This window comes from Fulvivirga marina (assembly GCF_016775155.1).
GTDB classification, from domain to species: domain Bacteria; phylum Bacteroidota; class Bacteroidia; order Cytophagales; family Cyclobacteriaceae; genus Fulvivirga; species Fulvivirga marina.
Genome location: NZ_JAEUGD010000042.1, coordinates 139,629 through 163,832 on the forward strand (window position 1 = coordinate 139,629; position 24,204 = coordinate 163,832).

Consider the following 24,204-nt stretch of genomic DNA (forward strand, 5'->3'; position numbering starts at 1 on the left):
AATCATTAGCTACCAGATGTAGGCAGCTGTTCTTTGATTTTAAAGGTAGACAGAATTACTTCCAGCTCTCTAATATATTCCCGTTGATTTTTGCCGGGACTATAAACAAAGCCTTCGATATAATATAGCCGGCCCAGATCTTCGTCTACAAGAGTATAGCTTATAAATGGCCCTCCCATAGAGAGATTGTTGGTTTTCCATAAACCCCTCATTTCTACGGCAAAGCTCCCATTAAAGTTTACTTGAGTCGTCTTTACCGGAATGTAGGGTACTTTTGTCTCCGTAATGATATGAGTTTCTGGCATTTCAGGGTCTTCAAATAGTTGGATTCTTGCAATAGAATCCCTTAAGCTTATTATGGCCTCTTGTTCAAAGGATTTTTCTGATTTGTATGGCCGGTAGGTTATGAATAAATTCATGTCGCTTTCAGCATTGATCTGTCTAAACCAAATAAAGCCTGGCTGATTAACCACAAGCTTATAGCCAAAAGGAATACGCATAGAGCATTTATGGTCCTCATTAAGCATTTTAGATAGACCTTCTACTTCTTTTGCTTTATAGAGGCCTGCTGCTAATCGAGTATTTTCTGCCTTGTTAAAGAATTCCTGTAGCTGCTTTTGATTTTCTTCAATATTCTCAACCAACAAGTTCTCATTTTGACCAAAGAGATACATTACTGTTTGACCTTTAGCGAATTCATCTTTCGCAGTGTGTACAAATAGGCTTGGATCTTCCTTAATTTTATCTATAGATGATTTGGTGAAGTAGTTTCTTACAACTCGAGATCCAGGTTTTTTGTCATCAATGGTCATGACAAAAACTAGATTTTTAACGGATTTCAGGATGTCATTGAGGTTCCGAGGATCAACATAGTTGAGCTTAAACATCGATTCCTCTCTAGGCAGTCCACCGACTTCTGCTTTAAAAGTCTTCCTGACTTGTTCGCCAACTTTCCCCTTCCATTTAGAGGAGTCCATCACCACAATTATTTCGCCGGCTTTGCCACTGGCAGGAGGGAGTAGGCCTTTGTTTTTCCGTCCACTGCTATTACCACAAGACCAACATATGACTATTAATATTATTAGGGAAAAGGTGCTTCTCATATCAATATATTCTTTATAGGAATAACCTGTAACTTATAATAAAGTCACTCGGTGCCCTAAAATTAAATAAATGAGAGCAGTTTTACTTAAGGCTAACGATTAGTTTTTGGCCGGGTTTTATGTTGTTGGTTTTCAGCTTGTTCATTTTCTTGAGCTCATCCAGACTGATTTCTGAGAATTTTCTTGAAATATCCCAAAGCGTATCACCAGGCTGTACCACATACATCTTTGAACCGTTTTGTGCAGTGACTATTTGCGTTGTAGATCTTGTGGAGACTCTCGAGCTTCCAGATTGCCATATATTCAGGTGTTGGCCTATTCGTATAGTATTATTTCTTAAGTTATTCCACTGCCTGATATCAGCGACTCTTACATTATACCTTTCAGCTATTTTTCCAAGAACATCACCGCTACGAACTCTGTGAACAATTTTCTCGCGTCCATAGGTGCTTCCAACTGTATTTACCGCGAGTTGTTCTAATTCTTTTCTCCCAACCTTGCTGGCAGAGTCCAGAATAGCAAGTCGATTTAATTCAAACGATTCTTTAATGTCTGCAGGAATTTTAAGGGTATAGCCATTTTTTGTTTCAGGAATGACACTGCGTTTTAATCCTGGGTTAAGCGTTTGTAAATCTTCAATGCATATGTTTACCTGGTTGGCGAATGTTTGAAAGTGTAAGTATTTAGACACATGAATAGTGTCAACTTCCATGCTGTACTCCAGGTTGTTTTCTACAAAGTTATGCTCATGTGCATAATTCATTATGTAGGCAATGGCTATAAACTGAGGAAGGTACGCTCTTGTCTCTCGATGAACATATGGGTAGATTTCCCAAAAAGATTTTTTATATCCTGATCTTCTTATTGCTTTTCTAATGTTGCCAGGGCCCGTATTATAAGCAGCAATGGCTAGCTCCCAGTCACCAAACATATTATAAAGCTGTTTCAAGTATCTACAAGCTGCTTCAGTTGATTTCTCTGGATCCATTCGTTCATCAATATACCAGTCCTGATGTAGGCCGTAGTGTCTTCCTGTATAAGACATAAATTGCCAAAGTCCAACTGCACGCGCTCTTGATACTGCTGTTGGATTAAGCCCAGACTCTACAATAGATAGGTATTTTAACTCTTCGGGAATACCATATTTCTTTAGGTACTTTTCAAATAAAGGAAAGTACAGATTTTTCCTTTTAATGATCATTCTTGTATACTCCCTGTCCTTTACTGCAAAGTAATTTACAAAGGCATGAACTCTGTTGTTATAATGTAAGGGGACCTCGTTTTCTATACACTTCAATCTATCCTTAATAAGATCAAAATCCGCCTCAGCAGGAATAAACTCATAATCTGATGCTGGGAAATAATAATTATCCAAGGTGTCAGACAGTGTAATAGGATTGGTTATAGAGTCGGTAGTATTAAATTTTGCATCGCTTTTCTTAACAAAAAGAAAGCAAGTAGCAATTAGTAATAGTTTTCTCAATTGAGGTTGATTAAGTAATCTGAAAACGCTAGTAATTGATCTTCCTGAAAATCATCAGCCATTATTTGTAGGCCGATTGGTAAACCGCCGCTGTCTGTACCATTGGGAACAGATATAGCCGGCAGACCGGATACTGACGATTGAACAGTGAATAGATCAGCAAGATACATTTCCAAGGGGTCTTCACTATGCTCACCTAGTTTAAAAGCCGTAGTAGGCGTAGTTGGCATAATAATAAAATCATAATTAGAAAGTATACCCTTTGTGTGCTCCCTGATGATTCTCCTTACTTTTTGTGCTTTCGTATAGTAAGCATCATAGTAGCTGGCACTTAATACAAAGGTGCCAAGCATTATTCGTCTTTTCACTTCTTCACCAAAGCCTTCTGTACGTGTTTTTTTATACATGGATTCTAAGTCAGAAGTATTTGGGCTTCTAAAGCCATATTTAACACCATCGAACCTGGAAAGGTTCGAACTTGCTTCAGCAGTAGTGAGAATATAGTATGTAGGAAGTAAATAGTCAAGCAAAGGAAAGTCTACCGCCTCAATTGTATGTCCATCAGCTTTTAGTTTTTCAAGAGCTTCCTGGGTCTTTAGCCTGATTTCTTTACTAATTCCTTCAGCTTCTAAAGTCTCCTTGATGTAGGCAACCTTGATTTTTTTGGAAGGATCAAACTTTGATTTTGAATAGGCTTCGACAGGTTGAGTCGAAACGGTACTGTCAAACTCATCTTTTCCTGCTATTACTTCAAGTGTAATAGCCATGTCCTCCACATTTTTTGAAAAGATACCAATACAGTCAAAGGATGAACCGTAGGCAATCAATCCATGCCTGGATATTCTTGAATACGTAGGCTTAAGCCCAAGTATTCCACAAAAAGCAGCGGGTTGTCTTACCGAACCCCCAGTATCCGAACCTAAAGAAACAAGACACATGTCTGCCTGTACGGCAACTGCTGATCCGCCAGAGGATCCTCCGGGGACACGTTCATTGTCTGCTTCATTTAAAACCGGTCCAAATGCAGAGTTTTCATTAGATGAACCCATGGCAAACTCATCGCAGTTATTACGACCTATGATAATTGCATCTTCATCAATCAGGCGCTGGACTGCTGTGCCATTAAATTGAGACTCGAAAGTGTTAAGAATCTTGCTGGACGCCTGTAGCCCATGGTCTGTATGACAGAAAACATCTTTTAAAGCTACCACCATTCCCGCCAGCTTGCCAGCTGTTCCATTTTTTACTTTTTGATCAACTTCTACGGCTTTTTGTCTGGCTTCATGATCATAAACTTCTAAAAAAGCATTAAGATGCTTTTTAGAATCAATGTTGCCTATATAGTAATCAACAAGCTCAGCACACGTAACTGAACCGGCTTTTAAATCCTTTTGAATAAGACTTAAGGAGGTATACTTTTTCAAGGATGGTTATTTTTTTTCGTCCTCTAACTTTGCTGAATCATCAATGTCTTTTTTGATCTCTTTCGTAGCATCTTTAAACTCTCTGATTCCACGACCAAGTCCTCGAGCTAGTTCAGGAATTTTCTTGGCTCCAAAGAATATCAAAACTACAAGAATGATGATGACCCATTCCCAACCACCTGGCATGCCTAGTGCAAATAAACTTTTCATCTGTATTTTATTTAAAAATTGCGCTGTAAAGATATACATTAATTAATCAACGAGAAAAAAACTCACTTCACATAAGAAGCTAATTAAGGTTGAAAAAGTTCGTTTTAGTTGCGATTTAACCACTGTTGAGGGTCGAGTGCTGTTACACTTTTTCTAACCTCAAACTTTAGTTCTGAAACCCCATCCTTATTCGTGAGGATTTCACCCAATTCCTGACCTGTAGTTACTTTTTGGCCTGTTTTTACTAGCACGTCCTTTAATCCGGCATAAACAGTATAGTAATCTCCATGGTTTATCACAACTGTATTACCTACAAGTGGGATGAAAGCTACTGTTCTCACTTCTCCATTAAATATGGCCTTTACCTTTTCTTTTTCCTTGGTTTGAATGTTGATACCAGTGCTTTGAACGACTATACCTCTAAGTACAGGATGGTTATGTCGACCGAATTTTTGAGAAACGAAACCTGAAACCGGCCAGGGAAGTTTAGATTTATTGTCTGCAAATTCATTGGACAACTTAACGCTTGCATCAGTTACAGTCTTTTCAGCTTTCCTTGCTTTTGCCAACTCTTCCTTAATCAGGTCATTGATCAACTTGTCAAGTTTAGCTACAGCTTCTCTACGCTCGTCAAGGTCTTTCTTTAAGGATTTTTCCTGCTGTTGAAGATTCTGTACCAGTTGGTTTTGGTTTTGCTTTAAACTGAATAGACTTTTGTTTTCTTCCAGCTGTTCGGCCAAAAGAATATTCTTTTCTGACATTTTACTTTCTATTAGCAGTATTTGCGAGCTAAGCGTTTCCTGTACTTTACTGATTTGTTCAGCCTGCTTTTTTCGTGCTTTACCGTACTGATCCATGTACTGCAATCTCATCAAAAATTGGTTGAATGATTCGGCAGAAAAAATGAAGGTAAGCTTATTAAAACCGCTGTTGGCCTTATGGGCTGCATAGACCATAGAAGCATATTCCTTTTTTAGTTGCTTTACATCATCTTCCAGCGATGCTATAATTTGGTTGTTTTCCTCAATTTCTTCGTTCAGAAGGTTGATTTCCTTTCTTATGGAACTGATGAGGTCTTCCTGGGTTTTAATTCTTTGATTAAGGGCACTTAACTGGCCCATGGTGTTTTTCTTTTTACCCGTTGTTTCAGCAAGTATTTTTTCCGCTTCCTGAATTTTTCTCAGATTTTCCTGCTTCTCTTTCTGAAGCTGTGCTTTGGATTTTTGAGCAATGGAGGCAGATGTGCTAAAAAGTAATAAGAGGAAAAATATTCCAAAAAGTTTTTTACTTACGCCCATATTTTTTTGGAATGTTAAAAGGGAATTTTAACTCCTTGTCTTCGATTTCAGCCTTGCTATATTCTAATTCAATTACAGTGTTGAGAGTCCCAGACTTGCCTTTGTAAAATAATGAAATAATCTCCGAAAAAGGAAATGCGTGAGTCCCTACCATTTGAAAATCATAATAGCGGATTACTGCGGAATTTTTTGAAGGTTTTTCGAGCATTTCTACGCGCTCGATCTTCATGGTTTTTGGGTTAACATAATTGCTAAAGTTAACTGATCCGGATTGTTGTTTGAGAATATAAAAGCTCTCATCTTTTATGACATCATCGGATCGGCTTCGGTTAACAAGTAAATTGCCTAGTGCAGCAGCCTGTATAGCATCATAGTTAACTTCAAAGTTAAATTGCTTGGTCAGAGAGTCGTAGTTAAAAACATAATATTCTTTCTTTACCATGTTAACTATTGTAATAGAGTCTTTGCTTATCAGGCATCGGGCTCCTTGTATACCTACCGATGAAAAGGCTATCCATATAACGCTATCTTTTTTGATTCGTATATTTGCCTTGGCCTTTATATCTAGTTCATCATCTTTATAATTGATCTTGGCCTTTCCTGAAAAGTACTCAAAGTCTATTTGTTGAACCTCTAGTTTATTCTTATCAAGGAAATTCCAGTTCACACCTGAGAGGCGCTTGCTACATGAAGAGGAAATAACCAACAGTATGCAGGTGATAAAGAGGGCTGTTCTGTTATTCATAGAGTTTGCGGTCAGCTATCTTTTTGTCTATCAATTCGGAGTTTGGGTTGAGACCTTTGGCTACTTGCCATTGTTTTACAGCCTCATCTATATTGCCTAATTTATACAGGATATCCCCATAATGCTCATAATGTATTGCAGATGCATCACCTGTTGAAATTGCTTGTTCTATAACCTTTTTGGCTTCTTTGTATTTCCCTCTCATGTATAAAACCCATGCATAGGTATCCAAAAAAGTAGCATTATCAGGGTTGTCTTTTACGGTTTTTGCAGACATTTTTTCAGCCTTTTCCAGGTTATCTTTTTTTAGCGCTAGAAAGTAGCTGTAATTATTTAGTACTGAATAATTGTTTGGGTCATAATCAAGAGCAGCCTCAAATGCTTTGTAGGATTTTTCGTACTCCTTATTGCCGTTGTATGCGTCTCCTAGCATACTGTTAAAGGCGTTTACCAAAGCCAGGTTCGCAGAAGATAATCTTTTGCCATGCTCTAGTGCAGCAACAGCCTCCTCATAATGACGTTTTTGAAGGTGAGCAATACCGTTGAAATAGTATAGTGTACCTTGGTTTGGGAAAAGTTCAAGAGCTTTGTCCGAGATCAGTAATACACTATCCATTTTATTTAATTCTGTAAGTATTTGTAGAGAGTTTTGCCATACGGCAAAGTTTGACCCATCTAATTCCAGCGAGCGAATGTATTGATCTTTGGCTTGTTGATTTTTTCCAACCGCCTGAAGCAAATCACCGTAGATGGTATGAGCGTCTGCGATATCTGGATGAGTATTTACCAAAATTTCGCCCAATCTCAATCCAAACCTGCTCAAATCATCAGGAGATAAGTCAATCCTATACTCTGCCAAAAGTTGAATTTTATTTTCAACACTTAGGTCGGGACTCTTAAAGGCAAGTTCAATGTTTTTGACAGCCTCTTCTACGTTGCCTTTTTTCCTTTGAAGCTCAGATAGAACCAACAACGATTGGGAGGCTTCGTGGTGATCTTTGATAAAGCTTTTCAGGTAAACAATAGCCTCTTCGTTTTGATCATTGGATATCAGTATCTCTGCCTGTTTTAGAATATAAGCCTCTTCTTCTGGGTATGCCGCAATTAGTCGGCGGCCCTCTTCAAGAGCCTTTTGAAGGTTATTGTTTTGTAAATATATTTTTTGCTTTTGCGTAATGATCTCCTCGGATATACCGTAGGCTGCCTCTATTTTATTGTAAGTGGACAAAGCATCATCATACCTTTGTTGATATATATAAATAGCAGCCAATTCAAATAAATATTGATCGGTATTTTCAAGCCTTCCGATCATCTCTTCATAAGTTTCTGCAGCCCGGCCGAAGTCTCCTAGCTGCGTATAAATGTCAGCAGCAAGTACATAGAAATATTTGTTGCTTTGATCCAGACTTAGAGCTTCCTGAATATGGGCAAGAGCTTTTTCCATCTCATTGCCCTGAGCTAATATCTGAGCTATTTTATAGTAAATGGTAGCATTATTGGGGGCTACTTCTAAAGATTTTTGAAATAGAACCAGAGCCTTAGCATAATCTTCAAGTATATAATATTTCTCACCTTCGGTAAAGTAAAATTCCGCCTCTCTTAGTTTAGACTTAGAAATATTACTTTTGTTTTTTGTCTTTTGACCAGAAGCATCATGTGCAGATATCACTGAAATTAAAGAACAAAAAATGACTGCGATGATATAATGTTTGCTAAAACCCATCAAAAAATTTACTGATTATTGTATGGAGTTGTAATCCCCTAAACTCAGGTCATCAGATTTACCTTCAAAGCTAACGTAATTCCCCAAGATTGAGTTTTTGAAATTGGCGTTATTTATTTCGGTATTTGTCTGAATGATAGAATTTTGAATTACAGAACTCTTAATTATAGTATTTTCACCTATCGAAACATGAGGACCTATTACAGAGTTCTCTAAAACGACATTTTCCCCAATAAAAACAGGGGGAATAATTACAGAATTTTTCTTTTGAACAGTTTTAGCTTCCAGGTCTGAGTCCTTGATAAACTCCAGATATCTTTTGTTTGTATATACAGTGGCGTCTTTATTTCCACAGTCCAGCCATTCAGAAACCTGACCAGGGCTAAATTTAGCACCCTTCTTTTTCATGTTCTCCAGTGCATTGGTCAACTGGAACTCACCTTTATCCTTGATATTATTGTCAATCAGATATTGCATTTCCTTTTTGAGAAACTCACCATCTTTGAAGTAATAAATACCAATGATGGCAAGATCGGAAACAAAGGTGTCCGGTTTTTCCACAAAGTCCGTGATGTTTTGATTTTCATCAACTTTAATAACTCCAAAAGCAGAAGGATCATCCACTTGCTGAACCCATATAATACCATCTTTTGTAGCATCCATTTTAAAATCCGCTCTAAAAAGAGTATCAGCAAATGCGACGATTACATTGCCTGCCAAAAGCTTTTGGGCACATAAAATAGCATGAGCGGTACCCAATTTTTCATCCTGATAGAATATGTGCCCTTCGCCACCTACAGAGCTGGCTATCTGTTTTAGGTTTTCTTCAACATCTTTGCCGAAATCCCTGCCAATGATAAAGCCAATTTTACCAATGGAAGTATCACATACCTTGGCTATGTCCTCAACCAGTCGCTGAACTATAGGCTTGCCAGCAATGGGCATTAGTGGTTTAGGAACAGTCAGTGTGTGAGGACGTAATCTCGTGCCTCTTCCGGCCATAGGAATTATTATATTCATGTGATATATCTCTATTAAGTATGTTCAAAATAAGCTTGCTGAGGTGGCAAAACTAATGAAATAAGTTCTAATTTTTAATCAAACGCGGTTTTTCCAAAAAGTAGATGGCGATTACAATTATTATGGAAATAAATATACGGGCTATGCTATCTATCACAAAATCACCATATTCCAATAGCATTGACATTGCAATGAGCGTGCATGACACCAAAAAATATGGTAATAATACTTTGAAGTTATAAGGGATAGGATAGTGCTTTTGTCCTTTAAAATAGCAAAAGAGGGTCATACTGCCATAGCAGAGTACTGACGTGATGGCGCAACCCAAATAACCGATCAGTGGTATAAGTATGAGGTTTCCGACAATGGTGACAAGTGCCCCCGCAATACTGAAGTACATGCCGTAGGCTGTTTTATCCGTTAGTTTGAACCAAATGCTGAGGTTTATGTAAATACCATAGAAAAACTTTCCGAGCAGGAGTATGGGTACGAGGTATAGAGCCAGTCGGTATTCAGGGTTACGAAGGAATATGAAGCCAATCAAATCAACATTAATGCTGACGAGAACTAGAATCAAAAGGCTTAAAAGTACAAAATAATGCATAACCCTGGCAAATAGGTCAGGGGCCTCAGGGTCTCTAGCATTGCTGAAAAAGAAAGGTTCGCCAGCGTAGCGGAATGCCTGAATAGCAAGCATCATAAAAATGCTTAGCTTAAATGTTTGGCCATACACCCCGACGGCGCCGGTGCTTGTCAGGTTATCATAAAAGTCATCTGGAAGTAGTTGTTCTAAGAGGATCTTGTCCAACTGTTCGTTAAACATTCCGGCAACACCAGTTATCAGAATTGGAAACGCATAGATTAATATAGGTTTAAGTTTATCCCTTTCAACCCTGATCCTGATTTTTGATACTGACTTCCAAAGCATGGGAATTAGCAATGCATTGGCAATTAGGTTGGCAAGAAATATATATCCGATCCCTAAATTGCTATTGTATACTGACTCTATAAACGAATATCCTGGCCATTGATTAGAAATTAAGAATGGAATGGCCATGAGGAACAGGATTTGCAGGCCAACATTAATGATGATGTTCAACATCTTGGCTGTGGCAAATAATCGAGCCTTGTTCTCTAAACGTAATCTTGCAAATGGAATGGCCAGTATACTGTCTATCCATAGAATGATGGCCAACCAAACAATTAATGTCGAGGCGTTAGGGTAGCCGATGGCAATGGCTATTTCTGTTGCAAATAGTAGTATCAGTGCAGAAAACAGCGTGCTTACAGCAACTACTGCAGTGCTGGTGGTATTGAAGGTGGTGGATAATTTATCTTTTGTGGCAAACCGAAAAAAGGCTGTTTCCATTCCAAAAGTATAAATTACCATCAAAATGGCTACATACGCGTATAAACCTGTAACAACGCCAAGGTCTTCTGAATCGGGAAATACTTGAGTGTGAAGCGGTACCAAGGCATAATTAAGAAGTCTTCCAAGTATACTGCTAATTCCATATACAGCGGTTTGACTCGCCAGACTTCTTAATTTACCCATTTAGAGTTTGATTACTCGCCTTTAAATTCGGGTTTTCTTTTTTCAATGAAGGCTTTGGTGCCCTCATGAAAGTCTTCTGTTTTTGTGCAATTAGAAAAGAAATTAGCCTCGGCTTGAAACCCATTCTCTTCTGAAGAGTAATAAGCGTTAACACAATTGATAACCATGCCGACAGCTAACGGGGCTTTTGCAATAATTTTGCTCATTATTTTATTACTGAGCTCCATCAACTCCTCCTTGGTTTCTACAACGTGGTTTACCAGTCCGATGCTTTTTGCATCTTGTGCGGTGATCATGTCACCTGTGGTCATTAGCTCCAAAGCTTTGCCTTTACCAACAAGCTGAGTAAGTCTTTGTGTGCCACCATACCCTGGAATGATACCAAGGTTCACTTCTGGTTGTCCGAATTTAGCATTTTCGGAAGCAATACGTAAATGGCAAGCCATGGCAAGTTCACACCCGCCACCTAATGCAAAGCCATTAATTGCAGCAATAATAGGTTTTTCACATTGTTCGATCAGGGAAAATACTTCCTGGCCATTCTCTGCAAATTTCCGGGCATTTAGCTCGTTCAGTTCTGCAATCTCTTTAATATCGGCACCTGCAACGAAGGACTTGCTACCTTCACCAGTAATAATGCAACCTTTGATCTCTTTGTTATCATAAACGTCCTGGATAACAGTTCTAATCTCTTCAATGGTAGAAGTGTTCAGTGCGTTGAGGTGTTCAGGTCGCGATATAGTTAAGGTCAGTATCCCGTTGCTAATTTCCTCAGTCAGGTTTTGGTATAAGCTCATAAAAATTTCTTTCGACTAATGTAGCTCAAATATACGAGAGAATGAGCAAACGAAAAATCACAAATCACGTATAAGGATTAATTTTACATATCTTATCTTATGAGATAGTGTTATTTTAAGATTATTTTTCCTAAATTGGGAATATTTTGTAATATTATTGTTTATAAGCGGCTGAAATTCAATAAAATACGTAATTTTGGCATGATTGGTCTGTAAATTGAAACAGCATGTTTAGGTAATCATTTAAGTTGTATTTATTACTTAGGTTACTTTTTCTGGAAAAAACAAATAAATGCACAGGGAAATAACAAAATCATGAAAAATTTTATAATAGCATCGGTTCTAGGGTTGACGATGCTTACAAGCACTGAACTTTTTGCGCAGTGCTCCTACACCCAAAGTGGAAATCTGTCTTCAACTATTTCTTTTTCAAGTATTATCAATTGTCCGAACGGAGATGTAGTATTGGATAATATGAATTCAAATCCTGCAGGGGATGGTAAAGTGATTTTCGACTCTGATGTTACCCTTAACAGTTTGACGGTTAACTTTGCTAATGGTAATAAACCTGTTGAATTTATCATTCCTGCGGGAGTTACTGTCACCATCACAACTAACCTTACATTTATTGGGCAGCCGGATAAAGGGAAAACCCTTACGGTTTATGGAACTTTAATTGTTGGTAATACTCTTGATTTTGGATCAGTTCAATTTGAAATTGATGGAACCGGTACAATAGATGCATCTGCAATTATCGGTGCTGATGCCGTTACATGTTCTGGTCCACAAAGTGATGGAACTTGTCCTTTAGTTACAGCAGGTTCTTGTGATGACGGTGGAAATGGGTTTTGTGGAGCTGATGTTTTGCCGATAGTTTTGACATATTTTGATTCGAAGTCTACAAACCATGGTGTGGAATTAAAGTGGGGGACAGCCTCAGAAGAGAATAATGACTACTTTACTATTGAAAGATCGGCCAATGGAAGCCACTTTGAAAAAATAACTACTGTTTCTGGAGCAGGAACTCATACAGGAAATCTTGATTATACTTATTTTGATAAGAGTCCTTTAAAAGGGAGGTCTTACTACAGGTTGTCTCAAACAGATTTTGATGGTACTACAGTTTACTTCGATATACTAGCTGTAGACTACACAACTGTAAAAGAAGTCTCGGTCTATCCTAACCCGGCTAACATCCTGGACATGTTGACCATACAGACAGGGGCAGATAGTGATGAGGATATTGAGCTTTCGATCTACGGTAGCACTGGTGAGTTGCTGAAGTCAGAAGTAGTTCATGGAAGTGGCGCAGTGACTATTCAGAATGATCTCTGCGCCGGATTCTATACTCTTCAAGTTAGATCAGGGCAAGTTGTGATCTCAACCCGTCTGGTGGTTCAGTAGGTCTCTCAGTCCGCTGAGGATGGTAGAAGTCATTTTCGATAGATCAAATTGATGCTGCCATCCCCACTGTTTTCTGGCTTCAGAGTCATCTATTGAGTCAGGCCACGAATCTGCAATAGATTGTCTGAAATCGGGGTTATAAGTTATTGAGAAATTTGGCAGGTGTTTCATGATTTCGCCTGCTATTTCTTTTGGTGAAAAACTAATCGCCGCGACATTATAACTTGATCGTATTTGTATTTTTTCCTTGACGGCTTCCATAAGATCAATGGTGGCTTTAATAGCATCATCCATGTACATCATTGGTAAATAGGTGTTTTCTGAAAGAAAACTTTCATAGGATCCATCTTCTAAAGCTTTGTAAAAAATGTCAACAGCATAGTCGGTGGTTCCGCCTCCAGGTTTAGATTTATACCCAATTAAACCGGGATATCTTAGGCTCCTTACATCTACGCCATACTTTTCAAAATAATATTCACACCATCTTTCTCCCGCTAGCTTGCTTATGCCATATACAGTATTTGGATCCATTACGGTATGCTGAGGAGTATTCAGGCTCGGTGTGTTTGGTCCAAATACAGCAATAGAGCTTGGCCAGTAAATCTTTTCAAGGTTTTTATCTCGGGCAAGTTCAAGTACATTTAATAAACTGTTCATATTGAGATCCCAGGCAAATTTCGGATCTTTTTCTCCTTTAGCGGAGAGAATAGCAGCCAGATGGTATATCTGTGAGATAGTATGCTTATCGACAATGTTTGCCAAGTCGGTTTTATTCAGCACATTAAGGATTTCAAATGGTCCGTTGGCTAAATCCCCGTCAGGTTCCCTTAAATCGGAAGCTACTACATTATTATCTCCGTACATGCTTCTGAGTGTTAATGTTAATTCAGAACCTAATTGCCCACAGGCACCGATTACCAATATTTTGCTCATCTTATCACATTAAAAATTTGCTGGTGCGAAATTACCAATTAAATGGTGTGCAAACCAAATCATTTGCTACTATTGCCCATCCAATAAAGTTTTTATATTTGCTACACGGGCGTATGGATTTTCAAGAATATTTACATAGTAAAAAAATAGATTCTGATGCTTTTAAACAGGCTCATTCATTACAATGGCATGAATGGCAGTCTGTATTTGATCAGATGCATCCTAAAAGTTTTTCTTCACAGAAGCTTTTTCTTATTAACTCTCTAAGACATAAGTTTCCCTATGATCCACCTAAAGAAGTGGAGGAGAGGAAAGTTAGCTCGAAGAAGCCTGTAATGCCGAAACCTCCTAAAAATCTGGAACAGGATGAGAAAAAAGATGTCAGTCCTGAGACTAAAGCCAATCCAAAGGCAAAAGTGAAGCCCTTAATGAAGGCTAAGCCAAAGGTGTCGACAAAGCCGAAAATACCACCTAAGCCGGGTAGTCAAGGTCAGGAGAGTGAAAATAAGCCTAAATTCAGGCCCAAACCGGTGATCAAGAAAAGACCGAAAACTGATTGATAAATTATGTACAATACATTAAAAAAGAAACTACAGGATGAATTGGCTTCCATTAAAGAAGCAGGCTTGTATAAGAAAGAAAGAATTATAACAACACCCCAAGGAGCCGTAATTAAGACACAAGATGGCAAGGAAGTTATAAACTTTTGTGCTAACAATTACCTGGGACTTTCATCACACCCGCGAGTTATAGAAGCCGCGAAAGCCACTATAGATACTCATGGTTATGGGATGTCTTCTGTTAGATTTATTTGTGGAACTCAAGATATACATAAAAAACTAGAACAAAAGATCTCAGAGTTTCTGGGGACAGAAGATACCATTCTTTATGCTGCTGCATTTGATGCAAATGGAGGTGTTTTTGAACCATTGTTTGGCCCGGAAGATGCTATTATTTCTGACGCACTGAACCATGCTTCTATTATAGATGGTGTTAGACTGTGTAAGGCTATGAGGTATAGGTATAACCATAACGATATGGAAGACCTTGAAGTGAAGCTGAAGGAGGCAGATGTTGCAGGAGCAAAGGAAAAGATCATTGTAACTGACGGCGTGTTCTCTATGGATGGAACCATTGCTCAACTGGATAAAATTTGTGATTTGGCAGATAAATATAATGCACTGGTGATGTCAGATGAATGTCATTCTACCGGTTTTATGGGCAAGACTGGTCGTGGGGTTCATGAGCACCATGGAGTGATCGACAGAATGGACATCATTACAGGTACTTTAGGTAAGGCCTTAGGCGGCGCATCCGGTGGTTTTACTTCTGGTAAAAAGGAAATTATTGAAATTTTGAGACAAAGATCTCGGCCTTATCTATTCTCCAATACACTGGCGCCATCTATTACGGGAGCTTCTATTGCAGTTATTGATATGCTCAGTGAAACCACTCAATTGAGGGATAAACTTGAGGACAATACGAAGTATTTTAGAGAAGAAATGACTAAGGCTGGTTTCGATATCAAGCCAGGAAGCCATGCTATTGTTCCTATTATGCTGTACGAGGCTCCTTTAGCACAAAAGTTTGCGGATGCACTTTTGGAAAAAGGGATATATGTAATAGGGTTTTTCTATCCAGTGGTTCCTAAAGGGCAGGCTAGAATCAGAGTACAGATGTCTGCAGCTCATGAACGTGAACATTTGGATAAGGCTATTCAGGCTTTCACTGAAATAGGTAGAGAACTGAAGGTTATAAAATAATGTTTATTGAACAACTGAAAAATCCCTTCTTGTGCTTCAAGAAGGGATTATTTATAAGCTGAATATTGTGAATAAAGCCTGATCAGGCTCTTGCTTTGGCTTCATTTATTGAAGTAGCTTTTGTTTCCTTTTCAACAGATTCCTCCATTGCTTCTTCTTTTTTCTCGTCTTCAGTGGTGAGGTAATCATTTATTTTCTTTCTGAGCTCTTGGGGCGATAGGTTATGCAGGAGCTTGCCATTTCTTGCCAAAGAAAACTGACCTGTTTCTTCCGATACAATAAGTACCATGGTGTCTGTAATTTCAGACATGCCTAAGGCGGCCCTATGTCTTAGACCAAACTGTGCAGGTAGTGCATCATTCTCTGAAACAGGCAATATACACCTTGCAGCCTTTATTTTGCCTTTGAAGATAATCACTGCACCATCGTGGAGCGGACTATGTTTATTAAATATAGAAAGCAATAAACGTTTTGATAAATAGGCATCTATAATGTCCCCTGATTCTGCATAGAATTTTAGTTCAGAATCTTTAGATAATACGATTAGTGCTCCGGTATTTGTGCCTCCGAGAGTTTTAGCAGCCTCAATGATCGGAGTTATGTTATAAGCTTCTTTTGAAGTTCGGCGTTTCCATACAAAAAGGCCGTTGAAGAAATTGCCTTTATTAAAGTCTGTCGTTTTTCCGATTAACAAGAGGAATTTTCTGATTTCGGGCTGGAACAATATAATGGCAGCGAGTACACCAACGCCCATAAACTGACCAAGGATCAATCCCAATAACTCCATCTGGGCAGCCCTTACGATAAGGTATATTAAGTATAGCGACAGTACACCGAGAAAAATCTTAACGGCAACGCTGCCTCGCATCAGTTTGTAGACTTGATAGAGGAGAATACTTACCAGCATGATGTCAATTACATCAACCCAACTGACTTCCAAAAAACCTATGCTGAATAAGTAGATCAATTTTCTATATTGTTATAAGTTAAATTAAAAAGTTTTACCGTTTCAACCGCCTCTTTTACATCATGGACTCTCAAAATTTGTACTCCATTGAGGAGGGCAATTGTATTCAGAACAGTGGTTCCGTTCAGAGCTTCTGAGGGGGGAATACCAAGTTTTTTGTAAATAAATGATTTTCTTGAAACTCCTGCTAACAATGGAAGCCCTAAAACCTTAAAGTAATTCAAATTTTTTAGTAAAGCATAATTCTGATCCATCGTTTTGGCAAAACCAAAACCGGGATCAACTACTATATCTTTAACACCTCTCGAATGTAATTCGCTCACTTTTTTCTCAAAAAAATTAAGAATTTCAATCAAAATATTGTCATAAGATGTTTTTTGCTTCATCGTTTGTGGCGTGCCACGCATATGCATTAGTATATATGGTACTTGAGCATCAGTAACCACATCATACATTCGCTTATCTAAGTCGCCCCCAGAGATATCGTTGATGATATCTGCTCCTGCCTCGATGCTTTTTTCGGCTATGGTGGCTCTGAAAGTGTCAATAGACAGGTATACATCGGGCAGTTCCTTCCTAATGTTTTTGATGTGAGGGATAACCCTTTTTAGCTCATCTTCTGTAGAGATATTCTCGGCACCCGGGCGAGAAGAGTAACCTCCGATGTCAATAATATCAACACCTTCATCTACCATCGAACGAGCTCTTTCCAAAACAGCTTTTTCGTGGGTATATCTACCTCCATCAAAGAAAGAATCAGGTGTGGTGTTGAGGATTCCCATAACTAGGGGAGTCTGCAAACTGACTATATTTCCGCCAATGTTGAGTGTATTTTTACCCGAAAAAGGTGTATCTTTCGCCACGTTTAAAGAAGGTTATATTTATAAATAAACATTAAAATTGATAGATAAAACGGTCAGCGAATATAAGCAGGTAATACAGGAGTGTAAAGGACTTTTTGAAAAGAAAACAAAAGATTATGGTACTGCGTGGAGGATATTAAGACTTCCTTCCATTACTGATCAGATATATATTAAAGCACAGCGTATACGTTCCATTCAGGATAAGGGGCAGCAAAAGGTTGGGGAGGACGTAACCTCAGAGTTTGTCGGGATTATCAATTATTGCATAATGGCTATCATTCAGATAGAGTTAAAAGATAATACCAATCTGGATCTTAAATATGAAGAACTTGAGCCGCTGTATGATCGTATAGCAGAGGAGACCCTTGATCTTTTGCAGAATAAAAATCATGACTACGGTGAGGCTTGGAGAGAAATGAGGGTTAGTTCTATTACTGATATTATACTAATGAAGCTTCTTCGTGTGAAGCAAATAGAGGATAATCAGGGTAAGACTTTAGTGTCTGAAGGCATTAAAGCTAACTATCAGGATATGATCAATTATTCAGTGTTTTCGTTGATAAAACTTAATTATTTAGTTAAATGATAAAGAAGGGAATTGATATTTTTTCGAGAGTTTTTGTAGGTGGGCTATTTATCTTCTCCGGGCTGATAAAACTTAACGACCCTATAGGTACCAAGATAAAACTGGAAGAGTATTTTGATGTGTTTTCTGCCGATTTCGGTTCCTTCTTTGAATTGTTTATACCTATTGCTTTGCCTTTGGGGCTTGTACTTATTGTGCTTGAAGTGGTGTTAGGGATTGCGGTTCTTATCAACTATAAAATGAAGACTGCAACCTGGGTGCTTTTATCCCTGATGGTCTTTTTTACCTTTCTGACGTTTTACTCAGCATATTTTAATAAGGTAACTGATTGTGGATGTTTTGGTGATGCTATTCCTTTGACCCCGTGGGAATCTTTTTATAAAGATATTATCCTGATGGTTTTTGTTTTGCACTTATTCTGGTATCGAAAGCGATTTGAGCCGATGCTTCGCAGCAGACCTGGTCATTTTATTATTGGTGCAGTAACGGTTATTTCATTTGGTCTGGGTATTTATGCAATTCAACACCTCCCCTATATTGATTTTCGTCCTTATAAAATTGGAGCAAGTATTCCTGAGAATATGATTGCTGAGGAGACTCCAAAGCTTCAATATACTTTCAAAGGCTCTGATGGTGAATTGATAGAATCAGATAAATTCCTTATGCCGGATGACGGTTACGAGTATATATCTTCTATGGTAGCCAACCCGAAAAAGTCAACACCAAAAATTACCGACTACCAGGTTTTGGGGATTGATGGTGAAGATTTTACCCAAGAGTCATTTGAAGGAGCAAAACTGATCCTTGTGTTTTATGATACTCAAAAAGCTAATAAGGAACATATTAAGGATATAGCTGCTTTAGTGAATGGTCTAGACGCTGCAATAAAACCTATTGTGCTGACCTCTGCAAGCGAGAGTGATTTTGAAGCTTTGCGTCATGAGTACCAGTTGGCAGTTCCCTATTATCAAACAGATGCAACTGTATTAAAAGCTATGATAAGGTCTAACCCAGGTGTTATGCTATTTAAGCATGGTGTTGTTTTGGGAAAGTGGCATTATAATGATGTGCCTTTGGCAGAAGCAATTAATGAGCTTGCACTATAAAATTTTCCTCGTTGGCATGCCTGGTTCAGGGAAGTCTACTGTAGGTAGGCAGTTGGCTGATAAACTGAATATGACAGTTGTTGACCTAGATGAAAAAATTGAAGAGCAGGCTCAAAGTTCCATTAAAGAAATATTCACTCACCATAGTGAAACTCATTTCAGAGAACTCGAGCAAAGTGCGTTAAAGGTGGTTGCTCAAATAGATGAAAGCCTTATTATATCTACCGGAGGTGGGGCTCCTTGTTTTTTTGATAATATGGATGTTATCAAGAGTAGTGGGGTGAGTGTTTTTGTGGATACTCCACTAGAGGAACTTATTGTTCGACTTAACGCATATGAAAAGGGTAAGCGGCCAAAGTTTTCATCGCATGAGGGTTTAAGAGAGCAACTTGAAAAACTGTATACGGATAGGTTGCCTTTTTATCAACAGGCTGATTTGAGATGGGTTAGTACCAAGGAGACAGTTGATCAATTAATAGTCAGGCTAAAAGAATTAAAAAAGCTCAACTGATTATTTCCAGTTGAGCTTTTTTTAACCTGTGATTTATTGATATCCTTTTAGAAAAAGAATCCTACTGAAATGGTAGCTGTGGTATTTGTATTTTCTACCTCAGCTACTGATGCACCAGGGTAAGGCATAATGGTGGAATTTCTTCCAAGGCTGTTTACAATGCCAAGATCAACAAAGAAATCTTTAGTCCTCATACCTCCACCGATGGAGACTTTACTTTCACTATTGTCTATATTATCATCTGTTGGGTCTCCAAGATAGTTGAAACCAGCTCTTACCCTAAACATATCAAATCTAAACTCAGTACCCAGCCTGTAATTGAATGCTGACTCAAATTGATCAACAACTTGGTTATAATCTGAAAAAGTAAATCCATCATCACCATTATTTAATTTGGCTCCACTATAATTAACTCGTTCAATATCAGTGCTGATAAAACCAATTTTTCCGAAGAAGAAAGTAGCCCCTGCGCTAATGCGTGAAGGTGTTGAAATATTGTAGTTAAAAGGCTCATATGTTATAGTCCAGTCGTGGTATGCATTACGATAATCAGTAGAACTTGTATAATCTGCTTGTAGGATTGTTTCTTGAGTTTGCTCCATGCCATAATAGCTAGGAGTGGTGTACGATGTTCCTAATAATAGGAAGGGCAAGGGACGTGCTATGATTCCAAAAGTGGCATTGATACCTATGCCACTGATATTATAGTTGTCGATCAGTGTAAGCCTTCTTAAAGTGGCTTGGGTGGGCTCTTCTGTATATATTCTTTCCACATCTCTATCTATTGAAAGAATACCTATGCCAGCGCCAAAGTAAACTCGGTCATTATAGTTCCCTCCATATGAAATTGAAGTCTGGTAGATCCCTCCTTTTGAGTTAATGACCTCTCGTTGTTTTGTTGGGTAGTTTAGCTCAGGAAATGCAGGAATGTAAATAGGGTTGCCGCTATTATCAGTAAGTAAGGCTCCATTTTCATCTGTAGCATATATGTCTCGGTCAACAATAGATTCAGTCGCACTAATAGGAAATACATCAATAAGGTAAGTTTCATACGCAAGCTCTACAAAGCTATTACCATTATAGGTGAGATTTCCATTGCCGTCAATTCCTGAGCTTAATACTGTATATTCTATGAAATCTTTTGGATGGTTGGCATCCAATACTATATCTCCATTGGAGTCAACCGGATTGTATGAATTCCCTTCGTAAGTGATTCTGTTTTGAAAATCAGCGATTCGATTTAGACTGAGTCCAAAGGAACCTCCCCGCCATTTGCTCTCTACCAGATCGCCTTTGGTTTTGTTAAGCACTACACCCAGGTTGGCAAAATTCAGATTCAATTTAGAGTCATTGACACTGCTTTCCAAGTAGTCGGAGGAAGAGCTTATTACATTTAATGTAGGACTAAAGGAGAATTCTGAACGGTTGAAAAACCCAAGCCCTGCGGGGTTTGAAGAGGCAGAACTGATGTCTCCACCCAATGAAGTTTGTGCACCGCCCAGTCCCTGCATTCTGGCTGATCCGCCAAGATATGTTCTGCTCATATCTAAGACTGTTGCTGAAAAATCTCCTGCATCTTGTGCTTTGACAGTTATCACCAGGCAAAGCTGTAGCAGGCTTATAGGTATAAGCTTAATTAATCGGTTCATGAATTAATGATCTTTGAGTATTTACAAATTAGTTACCCCCTCTTCTTGATCGGCTACTTCCGCCACTACTTGATCTGCTGGAAGAACCAGAGCTTCTGGAGCGACTTCCGGAAGAGTATGAGCCACTACTTCTACTGTTACTACGAGATCCGGAAGAGTAACCGGAAGAACTACTTCTGGATCTGCTGCCAGAAGAGTATCCACTGTTAGACCGCGATCTGCTAGGAGCATTGTAGCCGGAAGAAGACCTGCTGTTGGACTGCGATCTATTATTGTAATAATTTGAATTATTATTTCCGGAAGATCTATTGTATGAAGAAGATCTGCTACGGTTTGTGTTTCTTGATTCTGTTGAGTAATTAGAAGTAGACCGTGACCTGCTATTGTAGGTCCTGCCGTTTGTTGTATTGTCATTTGATGAACCAGATACGGCTTCCCTTGACCTTCTATAATATCTGCTTTGTGTATTACTATAGTCTCTCGATGTTGACTGAGTGGCAACTCTACTTGTTCTTCCATTACTGATATCCCCATCAGAAGAAGTTGTTGTTCTTCCATTTCTGCCTCCATTGCTCACTAAGTCGCCACTTCTTGACGTGCTAGGACCTCTTTTAACGGTTCTATTACTCCTGGTTTCGTAGTTATTAATTATCACGTAGTTATTTCTGTAAGGGTAATAGCCGCCGTATCCATAGTAAGAGTTGTAGTAATATGGTGAGCAGAAAGGATCATAGTATGATGAGTACCAAGGATCATAGTAACCTCCCCAGCCGCTACCCCAGCCGTATCCTATTGAGAAGCCCGAATACCATCCGCTTCTCCATCCCCAGGTGTTGCCGAACCCGAATGAAACAGACCAGCCAGATCTGAAGGGTCTATAGCCATAGCCATAACGTCCATATCTGTATGTGCTGTAAAAAGGATCGTAAAAAGTGCCTCTATAGTATAAAGGGTCACTCCAGTAAACATCTGAATAGTTTCTAAAATAGGTAGTATTGCCATATCTGTCTCTTACAACGACATTTGCATTTTGTTGATAGTCATTGACTACAGAGTAAGCATTGTCATAGTCATCGTTAAAGTATTCGTCACCTGAATATTCGCTGTCGCTTACATACTCATTCTGCGATTTTGCTTGATAACGAGCGATATATTCAGGGTTCACAGTTCTAGAAGAGAAGTTTTCCTGAGGGTTGGTCGTAAGTTGCTGTACTTGATTGGCATCTTGCACAACCTTATTTTCAACCTTAACCTGCTTCACTGTGTTGCGGTCGTTAGGCATGAAATAAAGGTCATCATATTCCTTGTTCTGGGCCAGCGAACTGCCCAGAGCGAATATCGATGCGCCTAAAAGGGCGGATAATTGTTTGATGTGGATATTCATGGCGTTACCTGTTTTGGGTTATAAACATACTTTATTAAACGACAATTCCAAAAAACGGATATATTTTAAGATAATAATATCCTTATATTTGCCGGAATAAAGTTATTCTAAGCTATTTACATCAAATTTTATACCAAAAACTGCTATGGGTAAAGGATTACCAAAAAGAAGTGAAGATTATTCTCAATGGTACAATGAATTAGTTAAAAAGGCCGATTTGGCTGAGCATTCAGCCGTAAGAGGCTGCATGGTCATCAAGCCCTACGGCTTTAGTATCTGGGAGAAGATGCAAGCTGCGCTTGACAAAATGTTTAAAGACACAGGTCATACCAATGCTTACTTTCCTCTTTTTGTACCCAAGTCTTATTTGAGCAAAGAAGCGGACCATGTTGAAGGATTTGCTAAAGAATGTGCTGTTGTAACACATTACAGATTAAAAAATGCCGAAGATGGTAGTGGTGTTGTTGTAGACCCTGAGGCTAAGCTGGAGGAGGAACTGATCGTAAGACCTACATCCGAAACTGTGATATGGAATACATATAAAAACTGGATACAGTCTTACCGTGACCTGCCTTTATTGATCAACCAATGGGCCAATGTAGTTCGCTGGGAGATGAGGACACGTTTATTTTTAAGAACAGCTGAGTTTTTGTGGCAAGAAGGCCATACGGCTCATGCTACAAAACAGGAAGCTATAGATGAAACTTTGCAAATGCTTAACGTCTATGCAGAGTTTGCAGAAAAGCATATGGCGATGCCTGTGCACAAAGGTGTGAAAACTGAAAGCGAGCGCTTCCCTGGTGCCTTGGATACCTATTGTATAGAAGCACTTATGCAAGATGGCAAAGCCCTTCAGGCAGGGACGTCGCATTTTCTGGGACAAAATTTTGCCAAAGCTTTTGATGTTAAGTTTGCAGATAAGGAAGGTAAGCTTGATTTGGTGTGGGGAACATCATGGGGGGTAAGCACAAGATTAATGGGAGCACTAATTATGGCTCATTCTGATGATGATGGCCTGGTACTGCCTCCGAAGCTGGCCCCTATCCAGGTGGTTATAGTGCCTATCTTTAGGAATGAAGAGCAGCTTAAGGCTATTTCAGAAGTTGTAGATAGGATTCAGGATGAACTCAAGGCTCTGGATATCAGTGTTAAATTTGATACCAGAGATACTAACTCTCCTGGATGGAAATTTGCAGAATATGAGTTAAAAGGGGTGCCGATAAGAATGGCTATAGGACCTCGAGACCTTGAGAAAGGTACTATTGAAGTTGCCCGCCGTGATACAAAAGAGAAGGAAGTAGTGGCTGTTGATGGTGTGGTGAAAAAGGTACAGGATCTGCTGGAAGATATTCAGAAGAATATTTATAATAAGGCCATGATTTTCAGGGAAAATAATACAACAAGCGTTGATACTTATGAAGAGTTTAAGTCGGTGCTGGATAGTAAGGGTGGTTTTATACTGGCTCATTGGGACGGCACACCTGAGACAGAAGAAAAAATAAAGGAGGAAACCAAAGCAACTATTCGTTGCATACCAGTAGGTGCTGTTGAAGAGTCAGGAAAGTGTATTTACTCTGGAAAACCCTCTGAGAGAAGGGTGCTTTTTGCGAGAGCATACTAAAATTAGTACCATTAGATATATTGGAAGACATGATGAAATACTACCATCATGTCTTTTTT

General features: G+C 38.8%; 22 protein-coding genes. 7 read left to right on the forward strand and 15 right to left on the reverse strand.

Annotated elements, in window-relative coordinates:
• Positions 1-5: 5 nt before the first annotated feature.
• The 10 genes from JMN32_RS11360 to JMN32_RS11405 all read right to left on the reverse strand — a co-directional run bounded on the left by JMN32_RS11360 (position 6) and on the right by JMN32_RS11405 (position 11,358).
• The gene (locus JMN32_RS11360) at positions 6-1,103 is read right to left on the reverse strand and encodes a DUF4837 family protein (protein WP_202856449.1); all 1,098 of its coding nucleotides are present in this window, start codon (positions 1,101-1,103) and stop codon (positions 6-8) included.
• Between the two features lie 82 nt (positions 1,104-1,185).
• Positions 1,186-2,586, reverse strand: coding sequence for a lytic transglycosylase domain-containing protein (locus JMN32_RS11365; RefSeq protein ID WP_238354440.1), 1,401 nt, complete (start codon positions 2,584-2,586; stop codon positions 1,186-1,188).
• Positions 2,583-4,010 (reverse strand): Asp-tRNA(Asn)/Glu-tRNA(Gln) amidotransferase subunit GatA, encoded by a 1,428-nt coding sequence (gene gatA, locus JMN32_RS11370; protein ID WP_202856450.1) that lies wholly within the window; start codon positions 4,008-4,010, stop codon positions 2,583-2,585. Before gatA ends, JMN32_RS11365 begins: the two co-directional genes overlap by 4 nt.
• Before the next feature lie 6 nt (positions 4,011-4,016).
• Positions 4,017-4,220: a twin-arginine translocase TatA/TatE family subunit gene (tatA, locus tag JMN32_RS11375; RefSeq protein ID WP_202856451.1), complete on the reverse strand. Its 204-nt coding sequence runs from the start codon at positions 4,218-4,220 to the stop codon at positions 4,017-4,019.
• A 104-nt stretch (positions 4,221-4,324) separates the two neighbouring features.
• Complete coding sequence (locus JMN32_RS11380; protein ID WP_202856452.1) at positions 4,325-5,518, reverse strand: murein hydrolase activator EnvC family protein; 1,194 nt, start codon at positions 5,516-5,518, stop codon at positions 4,325-4,327.
• Complete coding sequence (locus tag JMN32_RS11385) at positions 5,505-6,263, reverse strand: DUF4292 domain-containing protein (RefSeq protein ID WP_202856453.1); 759 nt, start codon at positions 6,261-6,263, stop codon at positions 5,505-5,507. Before JMN32_RS11385 ends, JMN32_RS11380 begins: the two co-directional genes overlap by 14 nt.
• A complete protein-coding gene (locus tag JMN32_RS11390) occupies positions 6,256-7,932 on the reverse strand; it encodes a tetratricopeptide repeat protein (RefSeq protein ID WP_202856454.1) in 1,677 nt (558 codons plus the stop codon). Before JMN32_RS11390 ends, JMN32_RS11385 begins: the two co-directional genes overlap by 8 nt.
• A 69-nt stretch (positions 7,933-8,001) precedes the next feature.
• Complete coding sequence (locus tag JMN32_RS11395; protein ID WP_202856455.1) at positions 8,002-9,006, reverse strand: sugar phosphate nucleotidyltransferase; 1,005 nt, start codon at positions 9,004-9,006, stop codon at positions 8,002-8,004.
• Positions 9,007-9,073: 67 nt separating this feature from the next.
• Positions 9,074-10,561: a lipopolysaccharide biosynthesis protein gene (locus tag JMN32_RS11400; protein ID WP_202856456.1), complete on the reverse strand. Its 1,488-nt coding sequence runs from the start codon at positions 10,559-10,561 to the stop codon at positions 9,074-9,076.
• Between the two features lie 11 nt (positions 10,562-10,572).
• Positions 10,573-11,358, reverse strand: coding sequence for an enoyl-CoA hydratase/isomerase family protein (locus tag JMN32_RS11405; RefSeq protein ID WP_202856457.1), 786 nt, complete (start codon positions 11,356-11,358; stop codon positions 10,573-10,575).
• A gap of 315 nt (positions 11,359-11,673) precedes the next feature.
• Here JMN32_RS11405 and JMN32_RS11410 point away from each other — a divergent pair, with 315 nt between their 5' ends.
• Positions 11,674-12,762, forward strand: coding sequence for a T9SS type A sorting domain-containing protein (locus tag JMN32_RS11410; RefSeq protein WP_202856458.1), 1,089 nt, complete (start codon positions 11,674-11,676; stop codon positions 12,760-12,762).
• Here JMN32_RS11410 and JMN32_RS11415 read toward each other — a convergent pair.
• The gene (locus tag JMN32_RS11415) at positions 12,739-13,695 is read right to left on the reverse strand and encodes an NAD-dependent epimerase/dehydratase family protein (protein ID WP_202856459.1); all 957 of its coding nucleotides are present in this window, start codon (positions 13,693-13,695) and stop codon (positions 12,739-12,741) included. The genes JMN32_RS11410 and JMN32_RS11415 overlap by 24 nt on opposite strands.
• 23 nt (positions 13,696-13,718) lie before the next feature.
• Between JMN32_RS11415 and JMN32_RS11420 the strand changes: the two genes are divergently transcribed.
• Together JMN32_RS11420 and kbl are read left to right on the forward strand one after the other, a co-directional pair.
• Positions 13,719-14,255, forward strand: coding sequence for a hypothetical protein (locus tag JMN32_RS11420; protein WP_202856460.1), 537 nt, complete (start codon positions 13,719-13,721; stop codon positions 14,253-14,255).
• A 6-nt stretch (positions 14,256-14,261) separates the two neighbouring features.
• Entirely contained in the window at positions 14,262-15,458 is a 1,197-nt protein-coding gene (gene kbl / locus JMN32_RS11425) for a glycine C-acetyltransferase (protein WP_202856461.1), read from the forward strand.
• An 82-nt stretch (positions 15,459-15,540) separates the two neighbouring features.
• Here the strand turns inward: kbl and cdaA are convergent, their stop codons facing one another.
• On the reverse strand, positions 15,541-16,425 hold the full coding sequence (gene cdaA, locus JMN32_RS11430) for a diadenylate cyclase CdaA (protein WP_202856462.1): 885 nt from the start codon (positions 16,423-16,425) through the stop codon (positions 15,541-15,543).
• Positions 16,422-17,288 carry a dihydropteroate synthase gene (folP, locus tag JMN32_RS11435; protein WP_317191774.1) on the reverse strand — a complete coding sequence of 289 codons (867 nt, stop codon included), beginning with the start codon at positions 17,286-17,288 and terminating at the stop codon, positions 16,422-16,424. Before folP ends, cdaA begins: the two co-directional genes overlap by 4 nt.
• A gap of 37 nt (positions 17,289-17,325) precedes the next feature.
• Here folP and JMN32_RS11440 point away from each other — a divergent pair, with 37 nt between their 5' ends.
• From JMN32_RS11440 to JMN32_RS11450, 3 genes are read left to right on the forward strand one after another with little or no spacing between them, the layout of a single operon-like run.
• Complete coding sequence (locus JMN32_RS11440) at positions 17,326-17,874, forward strand: DUF1599 domain-containing protein (RefSeq protein ID WP_202856463.1); 549 nt, start codon at positions 17,326-17,328, stop codon at positions 17,872-17,874.
• A complete protein-coding gene (locus JMN32_RS11445; protein WP_202856464.1) occupies positions 17,871-18,980 on the forward strand; it encodes a BT_3928 family protein in 1,110 nt (369 codons plus the stop codon). Before JMN32_RS11440 ends, JMN32_RS11445 begins: the two co-directional genes overlap by 4 nt.
• Positions 18,964-19,491 carry a shikimate kinase gene (locus tag JMN32_RS11450; protein WP_262896714.1) on the forward strand — a complete coding sequence of 176 codons (528 nt, stop codon included), beginning with the start codon at positions 18,964-18,966 and terminating at the stop codon, positions 19,489-19,491. Before JMN32_RS11445 ends, JMN32_RS11450 begins: the two co-directional genes overlap by 17 nt.
• Before the next feature lie 47 nt (positions 19,492-19,538).
• Here the strand turns inward: JMN32_RS11450 and JMN32_RS11455 are convergent, their stop codons facing one another.
• Together JMN32_RS11455 and JMN32_RS11460 are read right to left on the reverse strand one after the other, a co-directional pair.
• Positions 19,539-21,140, reverse strand: coding sequence for a hypothetical protein (locus JMN32_RS11455; protein ID WP_202856466.1), 1,602 nt, complete (start codon positions 21,138-21,140; stop codon positions 19,539-19,541).
• Between the two features lie 28 nt (positions 21,141-21,168).
• Positions 21,169-22,524, reverse strand: coding sequence for a hypothetical protein (locus JMN32_RS11460; RefSeq protein ID WP_202856467.1), 1,356 nt, complete (start codon positions 22,522-22,524; stop codon positions 21,169-21,171).
• 145 nt (positions 22,525-22,669) lie between these two features.
• On the opposite strand from JMN32_RS11460, the gene proS reads away from it, so the two are divergent.
• A complete protein-coding gene (proS, locus tag JMN32_RS11465) occupies positions 22,670-24,145 on the forward strand; it encodes a proline--tRNA ligase (protein ID WP_202856468.1) in 1,476 nt (491 codons plus the stop codon).
• Positions 24,146-24,204: the final 59 nt, after the last annotated feature.